Here is a 15,192-nt window from a genome sequence, read left to right as displayed (position 1 = left end):
GTGGCCGCGTCGTCACACCAGTCCCACGTGAAGGGAACCTTCACCGAGACGTGTGTGACGACACGGCCACTCGACCTTACGAGCGACCCCGACCGGGCTCGAACCGGCGACCTCCGCCGTGACAGGGCGGCGCGCTAACCAACTGCGCTACGGGGCCTTGCTATGAACTTGAACTGCGTATCCCCAACGGGATTCGAACCCGTGCTGCCGCCGTGAAAGGGCGGAGTCCTAGGCCGCTAGACGATGGGGACCCATCTCCGTTGGGACGTCGAAACTATAGGGGTTTTTGGGCACGGCTCCAAATCCGCCGGGCTCACCCCTTGGCCCACGCTCGCACCTCGTCGACCGACCAGGTGGTCACGATGCGCTCGGCCGGGATCCCGAGCCGCTCCGCCCGCTCACAGCCGAGCGACTTCATGTCGAGCTGGCCGGGCGCGTGGGCGTCTGAGTCGATGGTGAACAGGCAGCCGAGGTCACGGGCGAGCTCGATGAGCTCGTCCGGAGGGTCGCACCGCTCCGGCCGGGAGTTGATCTCGACGGCGACATCGTTGTCGAGACACGCGCGGAAGACCTTCTCGGCGTCGAACGTGGACGGTGGCCGCTTGCCGCGGTTGCCCGTGACGAGCTGCCCGGTGCAGTGCGCGAGGACGTTGGTGCGCGGGTTGCGGACCGCGGTGAGCATCCGGGGCGTCAGCTCGTATGCCGGCTGGCGGAGCTTGGAGTGGATGGAGGCGGTGACGACGTCGAGCTGGTCGAGCATGTCGTCGTCCTGGTCGAGGGTGCCGTCGAGGTGGATGTCGACCTCGATGCCCCGCAGGAGCGTGAAGTGGTCGCCGAGGCTGGCGTTGATGGCGTCGACCCGCCGGAGCTGGTCCGCAAGGCGCTGCCGGGTCAGGCCGTTGGCTACGGTCAGCCGCGGCGAGTGGTCGGTCAGCGCCATCCACTCCTGGCCGAGCTCCACGGCGGTGAGCACCATCTCCTCGATCGGGCTGCCGCCGTCGCTCCAGTTGGAGTGGGTGTGCAGGTCTCCGCGGAGCGCGGCATACAGCTCGGCGCCACCGGTCGTCAGGGGCGCGCCGTGCTTCTCCTCCGCCGAGGTGAGGTAGGACGGCATGACGCCGCGGACCGCCTGCGTGATGATCGCGGCACTGGAGTCGCCGACTCCCTTGATCTGCTTGAGGGTCCCGGCCTCGACGCGCTCGTGCAGCTCGGACTCGGGGACCAGTGTGATGGCCTCGATCGTGCGGCGGAACGCATCGATGCGGTAGCTGCTCTCGCGGCCCCGCTCGAGCAGGAAGCAGATGCGACGCAGCGCCTCCAGCGGGCTGACCGGTGCCTGCGGCGGGATCGGCTCCTCCATGGCGGCCAGCCTAACCGCGGCCTCCGACCTTGCCGGCGATCGAGGACGGCCTCAGGGGTGCAGGTTCGGCAGGGTGCCGCCATTGGGAGCCACCGAGGGCGCTGGGGACGCAGGAACGACTCGCACGATCTCGCCGTAGCGTCGGACGATCACCCCGGGCGTCGAACCCTCGTCCGCGACGACGACGACCCGGTCGGCCCGCCCGTCCTGGCGAACGCTGTAGACCTCGACGCCCTGGGAGCGCCAGGAGGCGGTGTCGTCGACCACCTGCTGCGCCACCTGCTCCTTCTGCGCGAACGAGTGCGTGGCCGTGGTGAACTCGACGTCGCTGGGCGAGGGCATCGCGCCCCGCACCAGCGCCTCGAGGGCCGGGTTCGGCTGGGTCTCGGCGACGACGAGGTGTGTGTTGGTGGCGTCGGTCGTGTAGGCGCCGGAGAAGGTGTCGGGCCAGCGCGAGGCGATCGACGGCCACACAAAGTCGAAGCCCTGGGTGACCGGCGTGGAGGGCCCCTCGAACCAGACCGACGTGGTGCCTTGCGAGGCCACGGCCGGCGCGCGCGGGACAGGCTCGCCGCCGCTGCTGTACCCAGAGCCGCCAGAGGCGTCCGCAGGCGCCTTGGCCTCGGAGCCCGCCTCCCCGGCGCCCGCGGAGGTCGCGCTGTTCGCGGTCAGGCTGTGGTTGGCGGCATACCAGGTCCCGCCGACCGAGCCGAGGACCACGAAGGCCGCGGCCGCCCCGATCAGCGCCGAGCGGCGTCGGGCCGTGGCGGCGCGGCCGCGCAGGAGGGCGCGCTGGACGAAGAGGTCGTCCCGTGGCGGTTCGAGGTCGTTCATAGTGCCCAGCGCCTTTCGCAGCGCCTGCTCTGCGGGGTCGGGCGCGCCGTCGCGGATCGGGTGTTCGCTCATGTCGCCGCTCATGTCACCGCTCCTGCCCCGGTGAGTGGTGGATCGGCCAGCCGGTTGCGCAGGGCCGACAGCCCGCGCGAGATCTGGCTCTTGATCGTGCCCTCGTTGACGCCGGTGCACTCCGCGATCTGAGGGACGGTGAGGTCCTCCCAGAAGCGCAGCACGAGCACCGCTCGCTGCTTCTCGGGAAGGTCCTCGAGCAGCTGCGTGAGCGTCATCGCCAGCTCGCGGTCGGGGCCCTCCACGGCCGGCTCTGGTGTGGTGTCGGTGAGCACCTCGCGTCGTCGTTTCCGCTGTTGGTTGAGGTAGAGGTTCAACATGGTTCGCCTGGTGTATGCCGTTTCGGCGCCGTCCCCGATGCGTGGCCACGCGACGTAGACCCGGGCGAGCGCCTCCTGGACCAGCTCGTCGCCGTCGGCCCAGTTGCCGCAGAGCAGGAAGGCGCGTCGACGCAGCATGGTCTGCTGCTCGACGACGAACGTGCGGAAGGCCGCCTCGTCCCTGCGTCTCATGTGCTCCCGCCAGGTCGTGGATCGCCGGTCTGTCGGTTCTGCTGTCACTGTCGTACACCTCATGGACCCGCCAGCCGCCCGAACCGTTGCATGCCCCGGCGGCGAAATGCACCAGGTCAGTGCACGCGACCCAGCGCCACCAGGGCGAACATGAGCGCGGCGACCGTCTCGCCGTCCGTGATCGATCCTTCGGAGAGCCGTCGAAGCACCTCGGCGACCGGGACCCGTGAGACCGCCTGGATGCCCTCCTCGGCGCGCGATGCGTCGTGGTCGACGGCCGGGGTGGGATACAGGCGGGTTGCGAGGAAGACCAGCTCGGGCGCTCGGCATACGCCGTTGAGGGCGTTCATGACGCCTACCTGGCGCCACGTGTGCGCGGCGAGGCCGGTCTCCTCGGCGAGCTCGCGCTGCGCCGCCAGCAGCGGGTCCTCGCCGTCGGTGCCACCCGCTGGCACCTCGAGCGAGAGCCCCACGGTGTGGCGGTCGACCGTGACGAGGACAACCTCGTCCTCGTCGGTCAGGGCTACGACGAACACTGCCGGTCGGCGGAGCTCGACGACCCCGTAGATGCCGTCGGTGCCGTCCGGCCGGACGACCGCGTCCTCCCGGACGGTCAGCCAACGGTTCTCGTACGCCACGCGGGTATGCCGCACCGGCCAGCTCATCGTCGCGTCCCGTCAGCCATGCCGGAATGGTGCCATCCGCGCGCCTCGCAGGTGGGAGCCTCGCGCACTGTGATCTTGCTCCGGAATACGGAGCAAGATCACAGCGTCCGGGGGGATCGCCCCTGCGAGGTCAGGCGGCGGACTCCAGGCCGAGCAGCCGCTCCTTCACTGCGATGCCGCCGAGGTACCCGCCGAGGCTGCCGTCCGAGCGGACCACCCGGTGACACGGCACCACGATCGGGACTGGGTTTGTCGCGCAGGCCGACCCGACGGCCCGGACTGCCCTGGGGCTGCCCGCGGCCGCAGCGACCTGGGCGTAGCTCTCGGTGGAGCCGTAAGGGATGTCGCGCAGGTGCTGGAGCACGGAGAGGCGGAACCCGTGCGCGAGGCGAAGGTCGACGGGAGTCTCGAAGGTGTGGCGCTGGCCGTTGAAATACTCGTCCAGCTCTTGCACGAGCTGGTCGAAACGCTTGCCACTCTTGAGGATTCGCGTCCCGATGTGCCTGCCCAGGGTCTCCAGCACGCGGTCGTGGTCTTCGACGGCGTACGCGACGCGGACGGTGCCGGCGTCGGTCGCGGCGAGCAGCAGGGGCCCGACAGGGGAGTCGACGGTGCGGTAGGTGACGTCGACGATCTCTGCAGCGGTGGCGCGCTCGACGAGCGCATCGTGCAGGGCCACAAGGCGCTCGGCGTCACCGGCGCCGGGATTGGACAGTAGCTGAATCACATTGTCAGACATAGGAACTCACTTCCTCACGGGTGAGATAGGTCTCGCGAAGTCGCGCGATGCCGTCGGCGGCGGCGCGGCGTGCGGCCGCTGCGGTGCCTCCGACGATGACGGCGACCTCCTGGTGTGGCAGGCCGGCGACGTGGTGGTAGGCCACGCACTGGCGCTGCTTCGGGGGCAGCTGGGCCAGCGCCGACCACAGAGCGTCGTCGGGTAGATCAGCATCGGGCTGGTCCGCCTGTGGGCCCGGGCGGTCGGGCACCGACTCGACCGGCAGCGCATGCCGCCTCTCGGCCCGGACCACGTCGAGCGCCTTGCGGTGGGCGATGGTGACGAGCCAGGCCCGGACGTTCGCGTCGTCCGGCAGGTCCGGCCAGGCACGCAACGCCGACAGGAAGGTCTCTGACCACGCGTCGTCGGCTTCGATGGGGCCCAGGACGGCGCGGCAGACCCGCAGCACCACGGCCCCGTGGTCGGTGACGGCCTGCTCGAACGGTGTCCTCATGTCCGGTAGACGCTCCAGCCCGCGAAAGTGTGAGGTCGGGCCCAGCATCGCACCAGCCCCGCCAGATCCAGTCGAGTGAGCGCGTGGTCCCACCTGTCACAGGGCTGCTGGGGCTGCTGGGGCTGGTGTGACGGAGCGCCCACTCGACCTGGGTGGGGCGGCGGGCAGTGAGTCGAGTGAGCTCGAGGTCAGAAGAGCCGGCCGACCTGGTCCGCGGGAGGCTCCTCGAGCGCGAGGAGGTACCGCTTGCGGTCGAGCCCACCGGCATACCCGACCAGAGAGCCGTCGCTGCCGATGACCCGGTGGCAGGGGACGACGATGGAGATGGGGTTGCGGCCGTTGGCCGACCCGACTGCCTGGGCGAGGTTGCGGTCGCCGAGCGCGCGTGCGAGATCGCCGTAGCTGCGGGTCTCGCCGTACGGGATCTCGCGCAGCAGCGCCCACACCTTCTGGTGGAAGTCGTCGCCCTGGGGTGCGAGCGGCAGGTCGAAGGTGGTCAGCGCACCGGTGAAGTACGCCGCCAGCTGCACGCTCGCCGACGCGAAGGGTTCCTCCGCGATGTCGCCCACCGGTCCGTAGACCTCCGCGTCGTCCGGCCGGTGCCTCGCTGCATCCATGAGCAGGTGCGTGATCGCGCCGTCCTCGGCGACGACAGTGAGCTCGCCGAGGGGCGAGGGCAGGACCACATGGCTGCGGCTCACAGCAGGTCGCCACCCGGAGTCGTCGCGCTGGACGGGCCGCGCCGGGTCGTGCTCGTCGCGCCGCGGGACCGGGTCACGGGCTCGTGCGCGGCGAGGATGTCCTCGTGCGTCGGCACCGGGAACTCGGCCGAGTAGTCGCCGTACGCCCGCGGGTCCTCCTTCGGCTCGAGATGGCACGTCAGCGCGATCTCCCCGAAGTCGCGGTGCACCGCCGCCTCGACCTCCTCGACCAGGTCGTGTCCCTGCCGCACGGTCCAGGCGCCCGGCACGAGGACGTGCACCTCGGCGAAACGGTGGTGACCGGACTCACGGGTGCGCAGCGCGTGGAAGTGGACCTCGCTCGTGACGAACCTCGTGAGGATGTCGGCGATCGCGCGGTTGTCCTCCTTCGACATCGAGATGTCCATGAGGCCCTCGGTGGACTCGCGGATCAGCTTCCAGCCCGTCCAGACGATGTTCAGACCGACGAGGAAGGCAACGACCGGGTCGAGCCGGGCCACACCCGTCAGTGCCACGATGAGGACGCCGACGACGACGCCGGCCGAGGTCCACACGTCCGTCATGAGGTGCTTGCCGTCTGCCGTCAGGGTCAGGGAGCGGTAGCGGCGCCCCGCTCGGAGCAGCACGACGGCGACGACGCCGTTGACCATCGAGGCGACGACGGAGATGGCGAGGCCGAGGCCGACGTTCTCCAGCGCCTGCGGGTGCAGGAACCGGTCGACCGCCGTCCACATGATGACCAGGGCCGCGACGAAGATCATGACCCCCTCGATCGCCGCCGAGAAGTACTCCGCCTTGGTGTGGCCGAAATGGTGGTTCTTGTCCGCGGGCATGGCCGCGACCTTGAGCGCGATGAGCACAGCGACGGCGGCGACGAGGTTGACCACCGACTCCGCAGCGTCGGACAGCAGTCCCACCGAGCCGGTGATCTGCCAGGCGATCACCTTGAGCGTGATCGTCACGATCGCCGCCGCGATCGACAGGTACGCGAACCTGCTCAGGTCGTGCGGCCGCTGCACGCGGCTCGCCGACGTGGACTGCGCGGGCTGAGGCGATGACGACTCGGGCGATGACTCGGGGGATGACTCGGGCGATGACTCGGACTGCTCGGGGGGCTGCGTGGAGGGCTGTGACACCCCTCCAGTGTCGCAAAGGGCACCGACTGTCTCGTCCATGTCCACCGTCTGGCTGGTGAGCGGATGACCGAAACGGGTAGGGAGGCCTGTGTCCGAATGGATGCGAAAGGAGTGTCCGCACATGGGTAACGCAGACAAGGCCAAGAACGCCGGCCAGGACGTGAAGGGCAAGGCCAAGGAGGCCGCCGGCAAGGCGACCGACAACGAGCGGCTCGAGGCCGAAGGCAAGCGCGACCAGGCAGCGGCCGACCTCAAGCAACGGGGCGAGCACGTCAAGGACGCGTTCAAGAGCTGAGCTGAACGCACGAGGTGTATCCGCGCGCCCACGCCGGCACGCGGATACACCCGTCTCGGGGCGAGGCCTTGCGGCCATCCGCTGAGTCCGTGAGGCTCGTTCTGAACCCCCGAGCTCTTCGGTCGAGAGGCGGCACCCTGTGACAACGACAACCGTGCCCACCGTCCCCGCAGCCACCGCAGACGAGATCGCGGCGATGGATGCCTGGTGGCGGGCCAACAACTACCTGACCATCGGCCAGATCTACCTCCAGGACAACCCGCTCCTGCACGAGCCCCTTGCGCCGGAGCACATCAAGCCGCGGCTGCTCGGGCACTGGGGCACGAGCCCGGGCCTGTCCTTCGCCTACGCGCACATGTCGCGGATCATCCGGCATACCGGCCAGGAGACGATCTACCTCACCGGACCCGGGCACGGCGGCCCGGCGCTCGTCGCCGCCGGCTACCTCGAGGGCACGTACACCGAGACGTACCCCAACGTCACCTGCGACCTGGCCGGCCTGCGACGGCTGTTCCGGCAGTTCTCCGCGCCCGGCGGCATACCCAGCCACGTGTCGGTGACGACACCGGGCTCGATCCACGAGGGCGGCGAGCTCGGCTACGTCCTTTCCCACGCTTTCGGGGCCGTCATGGACAACCCCGACCTGCTCGCGCTCGCGGTCGTGGGTGACGGCGAGGCGGAGACGGGCCCGCTGGCGGGCTCCTGGAACGGTGTCTCGTTCCTCAACCCGAGGCGTGACGGTGCGGTCCTGCCGATCCTGCATCTCAACGGCGCGAAGATCGCCGGCCCCACGGTCATGGGCCGCAAGGACCCCGCCGAGGTGCGCAGCTACCTCGAGGGGCACGGCTACGACGTGCTCGAGGTCGAGGGCGACGACCTGCCCGGCATGCACGAACGGTTCGCGGAGACGCTCGCGACGGCATATGACCGCATCACCGCGATCCAGGCATCCGCGCGTGGCGGCGACTGGGACGGCCGGCGGCCGTACTGGCCGCTCATCGTGCTGCGGACGCCCAAGGGCTGGACCGGTCCGGAGGAGGTCGACGGCGTCCGCGTCACCGGGACGTGGCGCTCCCACCAGGTGCCGCTGTCAGGCGTCAAGGAGAACCCGGCCCACCTCGAGCAGCTCGAGGCGTGGCTGAAGTCGTACCGTCCGGAGGAGCTCTTTGACGAGCACGGGGCGCCGGTTCCACTTGTGCTGCAGGCGAATCCATCCGGTGACCTGCGCATGAGCGCGTCGCCCCACGCGAACGGCGGCGTGCTGACGACGGATCTCGACATCCCCGACTACCGCGAGTTCGCCCGAGACGTGCCCTCGCCGGCGACGGTACGCGCCGAGTCGACCCGCGCGCTCGGCGAGATGATGCGCGAGCTCTACCGCCGCAACCCGACGACGTTCCGGCTGTTCTGTCCCGACGAGACGAACAGCAACCGCATCGGCGCGGTGTTCGACGTCTCCGACCGGATGCTCGCCGAGCGCATCGTCGACGACGACGAGAAGATCTCGCACGAGGGCCGGGTCATGGAGGTCCTGTCCGAGCACGCCTGTCACGGCTGGCTCGAGGGGTACAACCTCACCGGCCGACACGGGCTGTTCGCGACCTACGAGGCGTTCGCCATGGTCAGCGCCTCGATGACCGTGCAGCACTGCAAGTGGCTGCAGGAGGCGAACCACCTCGACTGGCGCGCCAAGGTGCCCAGCCTCAACATCCTGCTGACGTCGACAACGTGGCGCAACGACCACAACGGCTTCTCGCACCAGGGTCCGGGACTCATCACCACCGTGCTCAACGCGCGTGGGGACGTGTCTCGGATCTACCTGCCGCCGGACGCGAACTGCCTTCTGTCCGTTGCCGATCACTGCTTCCGTTCGCGCAACTACGTCAACCTCATCGTCATCGACAAGCAGCCACAGCCGCAGTGGCTGACGATGGACGAGGCCCTCGCGCACTGCGCGGCGGGAGGCGGGATCTGGGACTGGGCCGGCACGGACGACGGGTCGCGGGACCCGGACATCGTGCTCGCCTGCGCAGGGGACGTGGTGACGATGGAGGTCGTCGCTGCGGCCGAGATCCTGAGGCAGCGTCTGCCTCAGCTGCGGGTCCGTGTCGTCAACATCGTCGACCTCATGACCCTGCCCCGGAAGCGGAGCCACCCGCACGGGATGGACGACGTGCGGTTCGCGGAGCTGTTCACCGACTCGGTCGACGTCGTCTTCGCCTTCCACGGCTACTCCGGCGCGATCCATCAGCTCGTCCACGGGCGCCCGGACGCCGACCGCTTCCATGTGCGCGGTTTCAGCGAGGAGGGCACGACGACGACGCCGTTCGACATGGTCGTCCGCAACGAGGTCGACCGCTACCACCTCGTCATCGACGCGATCAACAACACGCGCCGGCAGGTGCGGGGCGCGAGCGACCTCAAGTCATGGTGCGAGTCCCAGCTCGAGCGGCACGAGACGTACATCGTCGACCACCTCGAGGACATGCCCGAGGTGCGCGACTGGGTGCGGACGCCCGAGGACGAGCGCGGCTGAGCGGGTCGCCGCTGCAGCGGTGCTTAACGTATGCCGTGGGGCGAGGCCCACGGCATACGTCACGTTCGGCGGTGGTTTCGACTTCCGCCTAGTGCTGGGACACGTGGTAGCAGGCCACGTCGTACTGGGAGCTGGGGCTGTAGTTCTGGCCGCCCGTGCCTCCGAGCGTCGAGTTGATGCCGGGCTCGTTGAAGGGCGATCCCGGTGACGAGGCGGCGTTCCCCGGGGTGGTGCCCCCGGCAGCCTCGATGTCCTGACAGGACTGGCTCGGGGGGCCGGTGCCGGCCGGGTTGCCGCTGGCCAGAGCCGGTGCCGCGCCCGCGATGGCGATGCTGGCGAGGCTGACTCCGATGGCCGCGATAAGACGAGTTCGCATGGCCGTTTCCTCCTTGGGGCCCCGTCTGAGCCCCAGACGGAGACGCCGGTTCCGGGGCTCGCGTTCGAGGCTGCGCGGCGTGTCGTTCCGATCCTCAGGAGATTGGCAGGTCGTTCTGGGCTGGCTCTCGGAGTCGGGCGCTGCGTGGTGCCGGTCGGCGCCGTTCAAGGCCGGTCAAGGCCGGTCAGGCGCCTGGTCCGTCTGCGCTCCGAGGGCGCCCCGACGGCGCATCCGGTACGCCACCGGCGTGAAGAGGCCGGCCGACCGCCGTCCCGCGCCCACCATGGTGAAGTCAGCCTCGAAGAGCTCGGCGACCTCCTGCTGCCCGACGCCCGCTGGCGCGCCGAGCAGCCGCCGAGTGGTGCTCGGTGGCAGCGCGAACAGCAGGTAGGTGCCGCCGGGCGTCACGACGGAGGCCACGGCCCTCACGTACCGCTCGCGGTCGGGCGCCTTCAGCCCGTGGAAGCACTTGAGGTCCAGCACGAGGTCGAACGGACCGCCCAGGTCGAGCTCGTCCAGACGCCGCACGTCTCCGACGACAAATCGTCCGGGCAGGCCGGCCTCGCTGAGGCGCTGGCGTGCCGTGTGGACCGCTTGCTCGACGAAGTCGACGCCCACGACGTCCCAGCCGTGACGGGCGAGCAGCAGGCTCTGCCGACCGGAGCCGCAGCCCAGGTCGAGCGCGCGCGGCGACGCCTGCCCGCGGACCTCGCGCGGTGCCGTCGCCGCGGCCACGAGCTCGGGCGGGTCTGCATCGATCTCCCAAGGCCGTAGGCGGAGCCGGTACATGAGCCCGTAGCCGATCCGAGCACGGTCCACCCTTGGGACGGTAGACCTCGGCCGCCTCTAGAGTTCGAGGGAGGCACCACCGCGACAGGGAGGCTGAGATGGCTGGGACGACAGTGGGCGAGGTGACGGTCGCCGAGGTGATGGCCGAGCTGGCCGCGATGCAGGACCCGAAGGCGCTCGAGGTCAACACGAGGCACGGGGACGACCACGCCGTCAACCTCGGCCAGCTGCGTGCCCTCGCCAAACGGCTCAAGACACAGCAGGACCTCGCTCTCGCGCTCTGGCAGACCGACGACACAGCGGCGAAGCTCCTGGCGATCCTGATCTGCCGGCCCAAGGCGTTCGGGCGGGACGAGCTGGACGCGATGCTGCGCGAGGCGCGCACTCCCAAGGTGCACGACTGGCTCGTGGGCTACGTCGTGAAGAAGAGCCCGCACTGCGAGGAGCTGCGTGTTTCCTGGCTCGCCGACACCGATCCGGTTGTCGCGAGCGCGGGCTGGGCGCTGACCGCCGACCGGGTGGCCAAGAGCCCGCAAGGCCTCGACCTGCCTGGTCTGCTCGACGTCATCGAGGCCGAGATGAAGGGGGCCCCCTCGCGCCTGCAGTGGGCCATGAACACGTGCCTCGCCCAGATCGGGATCGAGCATCCCGAGCTTCGCGCCCGTGCGATGGACATCGGCGAGCGGCTGGAGGTGCTCAAGGACTACCCGACCCCGCCGAACTGCACCTCGCCGTTCGCGCCCGTCTGGATCGCCGAGATGGTGCGCCGCCGGGACTCGTAGCGCGCCGTGACGTCAGGCGGTGGCTCACCCGGCCTCTCGAGGCTCGCCGAGCTTGCGGCGGGCCTCGTCGTCGACGGGCGACGCGTGGTCCTCGGAGTGGCGGGTGCCCCGGGAGCCGGGAAGACGACCTTCGTCGAGGCCCTCATCGCGCAGGTGGCGCGGACTCGGGGCGCTGACTGGGTCGCCCACCTGCCGATGGATGGGTTCCATCTGGCTGACGTGCAGCTGCGAGGTCTCGGCGCTCTGTCCCGCAAGGGAGCCCCCGACACCTTCGACGTCGCCGGGTACGCCCACCTCTTGGAGCGTGTGCGCAGCCATCCGGACGAGGTGATCTACGTTCCGGGCTTCGAGCGCACGCTCGAGCAGCCGCTGGCAGCATCCCTCGTCATCGCTCCGTCCGCGAAGCTCGTCGTCACCGAGGGCAACTACCTGCTGCTGGACCAGGAGCCGTGGATCCGCGCCCGGGCGCAGCTGCACCAGGTCTGGTACGTCGCGGCCGACGACGAGGTGCGGGTCAGCCGTCTCATCGACCGACATGTCCAGTTCGGCAAGAGCCGAGACGACGCCACCGAGTGGGTCATGGGCTCGGACGAGACCAACGCCGCGCTCGTGGTGGGGTCGGCCGACCGGGCCGACCGGCTCGTCGTGAACTCGCCTCGTGGCTGGCTGACGACCGACGCGTGACGGGCGGCGGGGCGGGCATCGGGACGGGCAGCGGACGGGCGGCGGCTGGTGCGGACCCAACTGTGGGCGGGAGGGGCTGCGATACTGGGGCGTAGCCTCGGCTACCGAGACGGCATCGCCTCATCGCACCTTCGTCTGTGGGAGCCATGTCCACGAACAGTCCTGCACCCTCGTCGCCGCCTCCGGCGGAAGGCGCCTCAGCCTCGGCTGGACCGGACGCGTCGTCTGACCGGCTCCCGCTGCCGGCGCCGGCGCCGGCTCCGGAGCGAGTCAGCTTCGGGCGCCAGAGAAGGCTTCGTCTCGGCGCCCTGATCGCCATCGCCGTGGCCCTGCTGGGGGCTGCTGTGGTGTGGATCGTCCACGCGACAGACGTGGACAGCTGGCTGGCGGTCCACACCGGGCTGACGGACCTCACCGGGCCCTACTACGGGTTCTGGTCCGGCATCGGGTCCGACATCGCCGAGCTGACGCTGGTCGGCGCGGTCAGCACGGGGGTCTACCAGCTGGTCAAGAAGTACAACTGCCACCACCCAGGCTGCTGGCGCGTCGGAAACCATCCCGCCGCGGGCGGGCAGTTCTACCTGTGCTGGCGCCACCACCCGGACTTCATGGGCGGCAAGCCGACCAAGGAGATCATCGCCGAGCTCCACCGTGAGCACCTGGCCCGCCAGGAGGTGCTGCATGCGCGCATCCACGAGATCCACACCCGTCTGGTGAGCCGCCCCGGCGGCGAGCCCACACCCAGGGGCAGCGCGAAGGGCACTGAGACGCCGCCGGATCCGAGCCGCACCAGCTCACCCTAGGAGCGCCTGCGGCATACGATGCGTGGGCTTATCGAGGGTCGCCCTCGCTGATGCCGATGCGGATCTTGCCCTTGCCCTCGGGGCACTCGTCCATGTGCGCCTTCGCGTCCCGGCGAGCCTTGTCGCGGGCCCGGCGCGCGGGGCCGGTCCAGTCGCAGCTCTTGCAGTATCCGAACGCGAACGCTCCGTCGTCCTGAGTGACGGGCTGCCCGGAGTCGGCATCCACTCGCTCCAGGTGGGCTTGGTGCTTGACACCCTCGGAGTCTTTGACGGTGAGCTCGTGGCCGCGTCGCTTGAAGAACCGGGGGCCAGCATGGGGCTTGGCCATGTGCGCCATCCTCCCTTACGAGCTGTTCACCCGTGCGCCTGTCCCAACGATTGGGGGTCATCCGGGTCGAGGTATCCGGGTCGAGGTATCCGGTCGCGCCATGCGGCGACCTATCACCTCCACCCGAATACCTCGAACGGGCGTCGCCGGCTCGTCCGGCTTTCCACGCCCACCTGGTCGAGGCTCAGGTGGGCCAGAAGACCGGGATGAGCGTGATCGCGAGGACGAACCAGCCGACGGTCGTCGCGAGACCGAGCTTCCAGTAGTCACCGAACCGGTAGCCGGCCGGGCCCATGACGATCATGTTGGCCGGTGTCGATATCGGCGTGAGGAACGACGTCGTGCCCGCGACGACCACGAGCATGAGCACCGGGGCGGCGGCGATGCCGACATCGTGGGCGGCGGCCAGCGCGATCGGCGTGATCACGAGCACGGTCGCGGTGTTCGAGATCACCTGGCCGAGCGCGAGCGTGAGGACGAACAGCGCTGCCAGGAGGAGCCGGGGCCCTCCACCTTCCACGAGGTCGACGATGTGTCCGGCGACGATGTCGGCGGCGCCGCTGGTCGTGATCGCCACCGACAGCGGGATGAGCCCACCGATGAGCACGACCGTCTGCCAGGACACCGCGCGGTAGAGCTGTTGCGGCGTGAGGACGCCCGTCAGCACCATGCCTCCGGCCCCGACGAGTCCCGCGATCGCGGGAGTCGTGGCGCCGGTCGCCAGCAGCGCGACGGTGACGGCAAGGACGCCGAGGGCCCGCCAGGCCGGCGCACCGAGCGGCGCGTTCTGCTGACGCACCAGGTCGGGGTCGGTCACGAGGAGCACGTCGTGGTCCTTCGCGAGCGCCGAGACCGCAGCCCACGGTCCGTGCAGCAGGAGCAGGTCGCCTTCGGCGGCGTTGGTGGCCTGCGGGCCTCGGTCCCGCCCCAAGCGGCGGACGGCCAGCACCGTCAGCCCCGAGCGCACCTGTCCTGGGAAGACGCGCTGCCCGATGAAGGCCGACCGTGGCGGGACGACCACCTCGGCCACGCCGGCTTCGCGGCCGAGCAGCGCCTCCCTGGTCTGCCTGGTGAGCGGGGTCGCGACCACCTCGACGTCTCCGGACGCGACGAGCTGCGCGACATCCGAGGTGTCGCCGCTGACCACCACGACGTCACCTGCGCGCACGACTTCGCCGACGTCGCCGGGAGCCCCGTCGGCGTGCTGCACCCCCACGACGGTGAGCCCGTCGGGCACCGCGATCTGGTCCGGGGCCGTCCCGGTGAAGCCAGAGCCCGGACTGACCCGTATGCGGGTGAAACCCTCCTCGAGGCGGTAGTGCTCGAGCAGCGTCTCGAGGTGGTCGGACACGTCGGCCACGGTCTCTTCCGGCTTGCGGTGCGGCAGCAGACGCTCTCCGAAGAGCACGCTGACCGCAATCGTCACGATGAGCAGCGGCACGCCCATGAGACCGAACTCGAAGAAGCCGAAGCTCTGGCCGGTCGCGGCGACGAGGGCATCCGAGACGATGACGTTCGTCGGACCGCCCGACAGCACGAGCATCGCGCCGGCGATGGCCGCGAACGACAACGGCATCAGCAGGCGTGACGGCGACAGCCCCGTATGCCGTGCCGCCAGGACCACGACCGGCAGCATTGCCGCTGCCGAGCCGTTGGGCGTCACGAACGCCGAGAACACAGCGGCCAGCAGCATGAACGAGATCATCAGGACCGTGCGTCCCGAGCCGGCCCGGCGCACCAGCGCGCGTCCGGCCCACGCGGTGACGCCCGCCGTCTCGAGCCCTGCGGCCACGACGAACAGGCACGCGATGAACACGACGACGGGGTCGCCGAAGCCGGACACCGCGGTGGTGGCGTCCACGACGCCGGTCACGTAGAGCGCCAGCGCGCACATCACCGCAACCAGGCCAACCGACAACCGGTTCCAGATGAACAGCGCGACCGTCACGGCCAGAACCACCAGGCTCCAGGTCGCGTCGCTCACGGGTCCTCCGGCTGCTGACAGTCGGACGTCCCGCCCGAGTCCTGCCGCTCAGTGTGCCCGCTGCCTCCGGCGGCGTCGACCCTGATGGCGTATTTGTTCGCGG

At 70.1% G+C, this 15,192-nt stretch carries 17 protein-coding genes and 2 tRNA genes; 5 read left to right on the top strand and 14 right to left on the bottom strand.

Annotated elements, in window-relative coordinates; all coding sequences use genetic code 11:
• Positions 1–83: 83 nt before the first annotated feature.
• The 10 genes from ACYVLP_RS00340 to ACYVLP_RS00295 form a co-directional block, all read right to left on the bottom strand.
• A tRNA-Asp gene (locus ACYVLP_RS00340) sits at positions 84–157 on the bottom strand.
• 21 nt (positions 158–178) lie between these two features.
• Positions 179–251 (bottom strand) — tRNA-Glu (locus ACYVLP_RS00335).
• A gap of 62 nt (positions 252–313) precedes the next feature.
• Positions 314–1,360, bottom strand: a complete 1,047-nt coding sequence (locus ACYVLP_RS00330) for a PHP domain-containing protein (protein ID WP_460625358.1) — start codon at positions 1,358–1,360, stop codon at positions 314–316.
• A 51-nt stretch (positions 1,361–1,411) separates the two neighbouring features.
• Complete coding sequence (locus tag ACYVLP_RS00325) at positions 1,412–2,278, bottom strand: hypothetical protein (protein WP_460625357.1); 867 nt, start codon at positions 2,276–2,278, stop codon at positions 1,412–1,414.
• Positions 2,275–2,778: an RNA polymerase sigma factor gene (locus ACYVLP_RS00320; protein WP_460625356.1), complete on the bottom strand. Its 504-nt coding sequence runs from the start codon at positions 2,776–2,778 to the stop codon at positions 2,275–2,277. The genes ACYVLP_RS00325 and ACYVLP_RS00320 overlap by 4 nt, the downstream gene beginning before the upstream one ends.
• A 116-nt stretch (positions 2,779–2,894) precedes the next feature.
• Positions 2,895–3,443 carry an NUDIX domain-containing protein gene (locus ACYVLP_RS00315; protein ID WP_460625355.1) on the bottom strand — a complete coding sequence of 183 codons (549 nt, stop codon included), beginning with the start codon at positions 3,441–3,443 and terminating at the stop codon, positions 2,895–2,897.
• A gap of 130 nt (positions 3,444–3,573) precedes the next feature.
• Positions 3,574–4,182, bottom strand: coding sequence for a methylated-DNA--[protein]-cysteine S-methyltransferase (locus ACYVLP_RS00310; RefSeq protein ID WP_460625354.1), 609 nt, complete (start codon positions 4,180–4,182; stop codon positions 3,574–3,576).
• Positions 4,175–4,675, bottom strand: a complete 501-nt coding sequence (locus ACYVLP_RS00305) for an RNA polymerase sigma factor (protein WP_460625353.1) — start codon at positions 4,673–4,675, stop codon at positions 4,175–4,177. The genes ACYVLP_RS00310 and ACYVLP_RS00305 overlap by 8 nt, the downstream gene beginning before the upstream one ends.
• Positions 4,676–4,863: 188 nt before the next feature.
• Entirely contained in the window at positions 4,864–5,376 is a 513-nt protein-coding gene (locus ACYVLP_RS00300) for a methylated-DNA--[protein]-cysteine S-methyltransferase (RefSeq protein ID WP_460625352.1), read from the bottom strand.
• Positions 5,373–6,395 carry a cation diffusion facilitator family transporter gene (locus ACYVLP_RS00295; protein WP_460625432.1) on the bottom strand — a complete coding sequence of 341 codons (1,023 nt, stop codon included), beginning with the start codon at positions 6,393–6,395 and terminating at the stop codon, positions 5,373–5,375. Before ACYVLP_RS00295 ends, ACYVLP_RS00300 begins: the two co-directional genes overlap by 4 nt.
• Positions 6,396–6,633: 238 nt before the next feature.
• Here ACYVLP_RS00295 and ACYVLP_RS00290 point away from each other — a divergent pair, with 238 nt between their 5' ends.
• Both ACYVLP_RS00290 and ACYVLP_RS00285 read left to right on the top strand, forming a co-directional pair.
• Positions 6,634–6,807, top strand: coding sequence for a CsbD family protein (locus ACYVLP_RS00290; RefSeq protein ID WP_452270761.1), 174 nt, complete (start codon positions 6,634–6,636; stop codon positions 6,805–6,807).
• A 154-nt stretch (positions 6,808–6,961) separates the two neighbouring features.
• Positions 6,962–9,343, top strand: a complete 2,382-nt coding sequence (locus tag ACYVLP_RS00285) for a phosphoketolase family protein (RefSeq protein WP_460625351.1) — start codon at positions 6,962–6,964, stop codon at positions 9,341–9,343.
• A gap of 88 nt (positions 9,344–9,431) precedes the next feature.
• Here ACYVLP_RS00285 and ACYVLP_RS00280 read toward each other — a convergent pair whose 3' ends face one another.
• Positions 9,432–9,719 (bottom strand): hypothetical protein, encoded by a 288-nt coding sequence (locus tag ACYVLP_RS00280; protein WP_460625350.1) that lies wholly within the window; start codon positions 9,717–9,719, stop codon positions 9,432–9,434.
• 174 nt (positions 9,720–9,893) lie between these two features.
• A complete protein-coding gene (locus tag ACYVLP_RS00275; RefSeq protein ID WP_460625349.1) occupies positions 9,894–10,538 on the bottom strand; it encodes a class I SAM-dependent methyltransferase in 645 nt (214 codons plus the stop codon).
• Between the two features lie 68 nt (positions 10,539–10,606).
• On the opposite strand from ACYVLP_RS00275, the gene ACYVLP_RS00270 reads away from it, so the two are divergent.
• From ACYVLP_RS00270 to ACYVLP_RS00260, 3 genes are all read left to right on the top strand, one after another.
• Positions 10,607–11,290 (top strand): DNA alkylation repair protein, encoded by a 684-nt coding sequence (locus ACYVLP_RS00270; RefSeq protein WP_460625348.1) that lies wholly within the window; start codon positions 10,607–10,609, stop codon positions 11,288–11,290.
• A gap of 6 nt (positions 11,291–11,296) precedes the next feature.
• Positions 11,297–11,974 (top strand): nucleoside/nucleotide kinase family protein, encoded by a 678-nt coding sequence (locus tag ACYVLP_RS00265; RefSeq protein WP_460625347.1) that lies wholly within the window; start codon positions 11,297–11,299, stop codon positions 11,972–11,974.
• Positions 11,975–12,120: 146 nt separating this feature from the next.
• The gene (locus ACYVLP_RS00260) at positions 12,121–12,777 is read left to right on the top strand and encodes a hypothetical protein (RefSeq protein ID WP_460625346.1); all 657 of its coding nucleotides are present in this window, start codon (positions 12,121–12,123) and stop codon (positions 12,775–12,777) included.
• Between the two features lie 28 nt (positions 12,778–12,805).
• On the opposite strand, the gene ACYVLP_RS00255 is transcribed toward ACYVLP_RS00260, so the two are convergent.
• The gene (locus tag ACYVLP_RS00255) at positions 12,806–13,105 is read right to left on the bottom strand and encodes a hypothetical protein (protein WP_460625345.1); all 300 of its coding nucleotides are present in this window, start codon (positions 13,103–13,105) and stop codon (positions 12,806–12,808) included.
• Between the two features lie 184 nt (positions 13,106–13,289).
• A complete protein-coding gene (locus ACYVLP_RS00250; RefSeq protein ID WP_460625344.1) occupies positions 13,290–15,089 on the bottom strand; it encodes an SLC13 family permease in 1,800 nt (599 codons plus the stop codon).
• Positions 15,090–15,192 lie beyond the last annotated feature (103 nt).

Source organism: Intrasporangium mesophilum (assembly GCF_054783095.1).
This window is presented reverse-complemented; position numbering and strand designations above follow the sequence as displayed.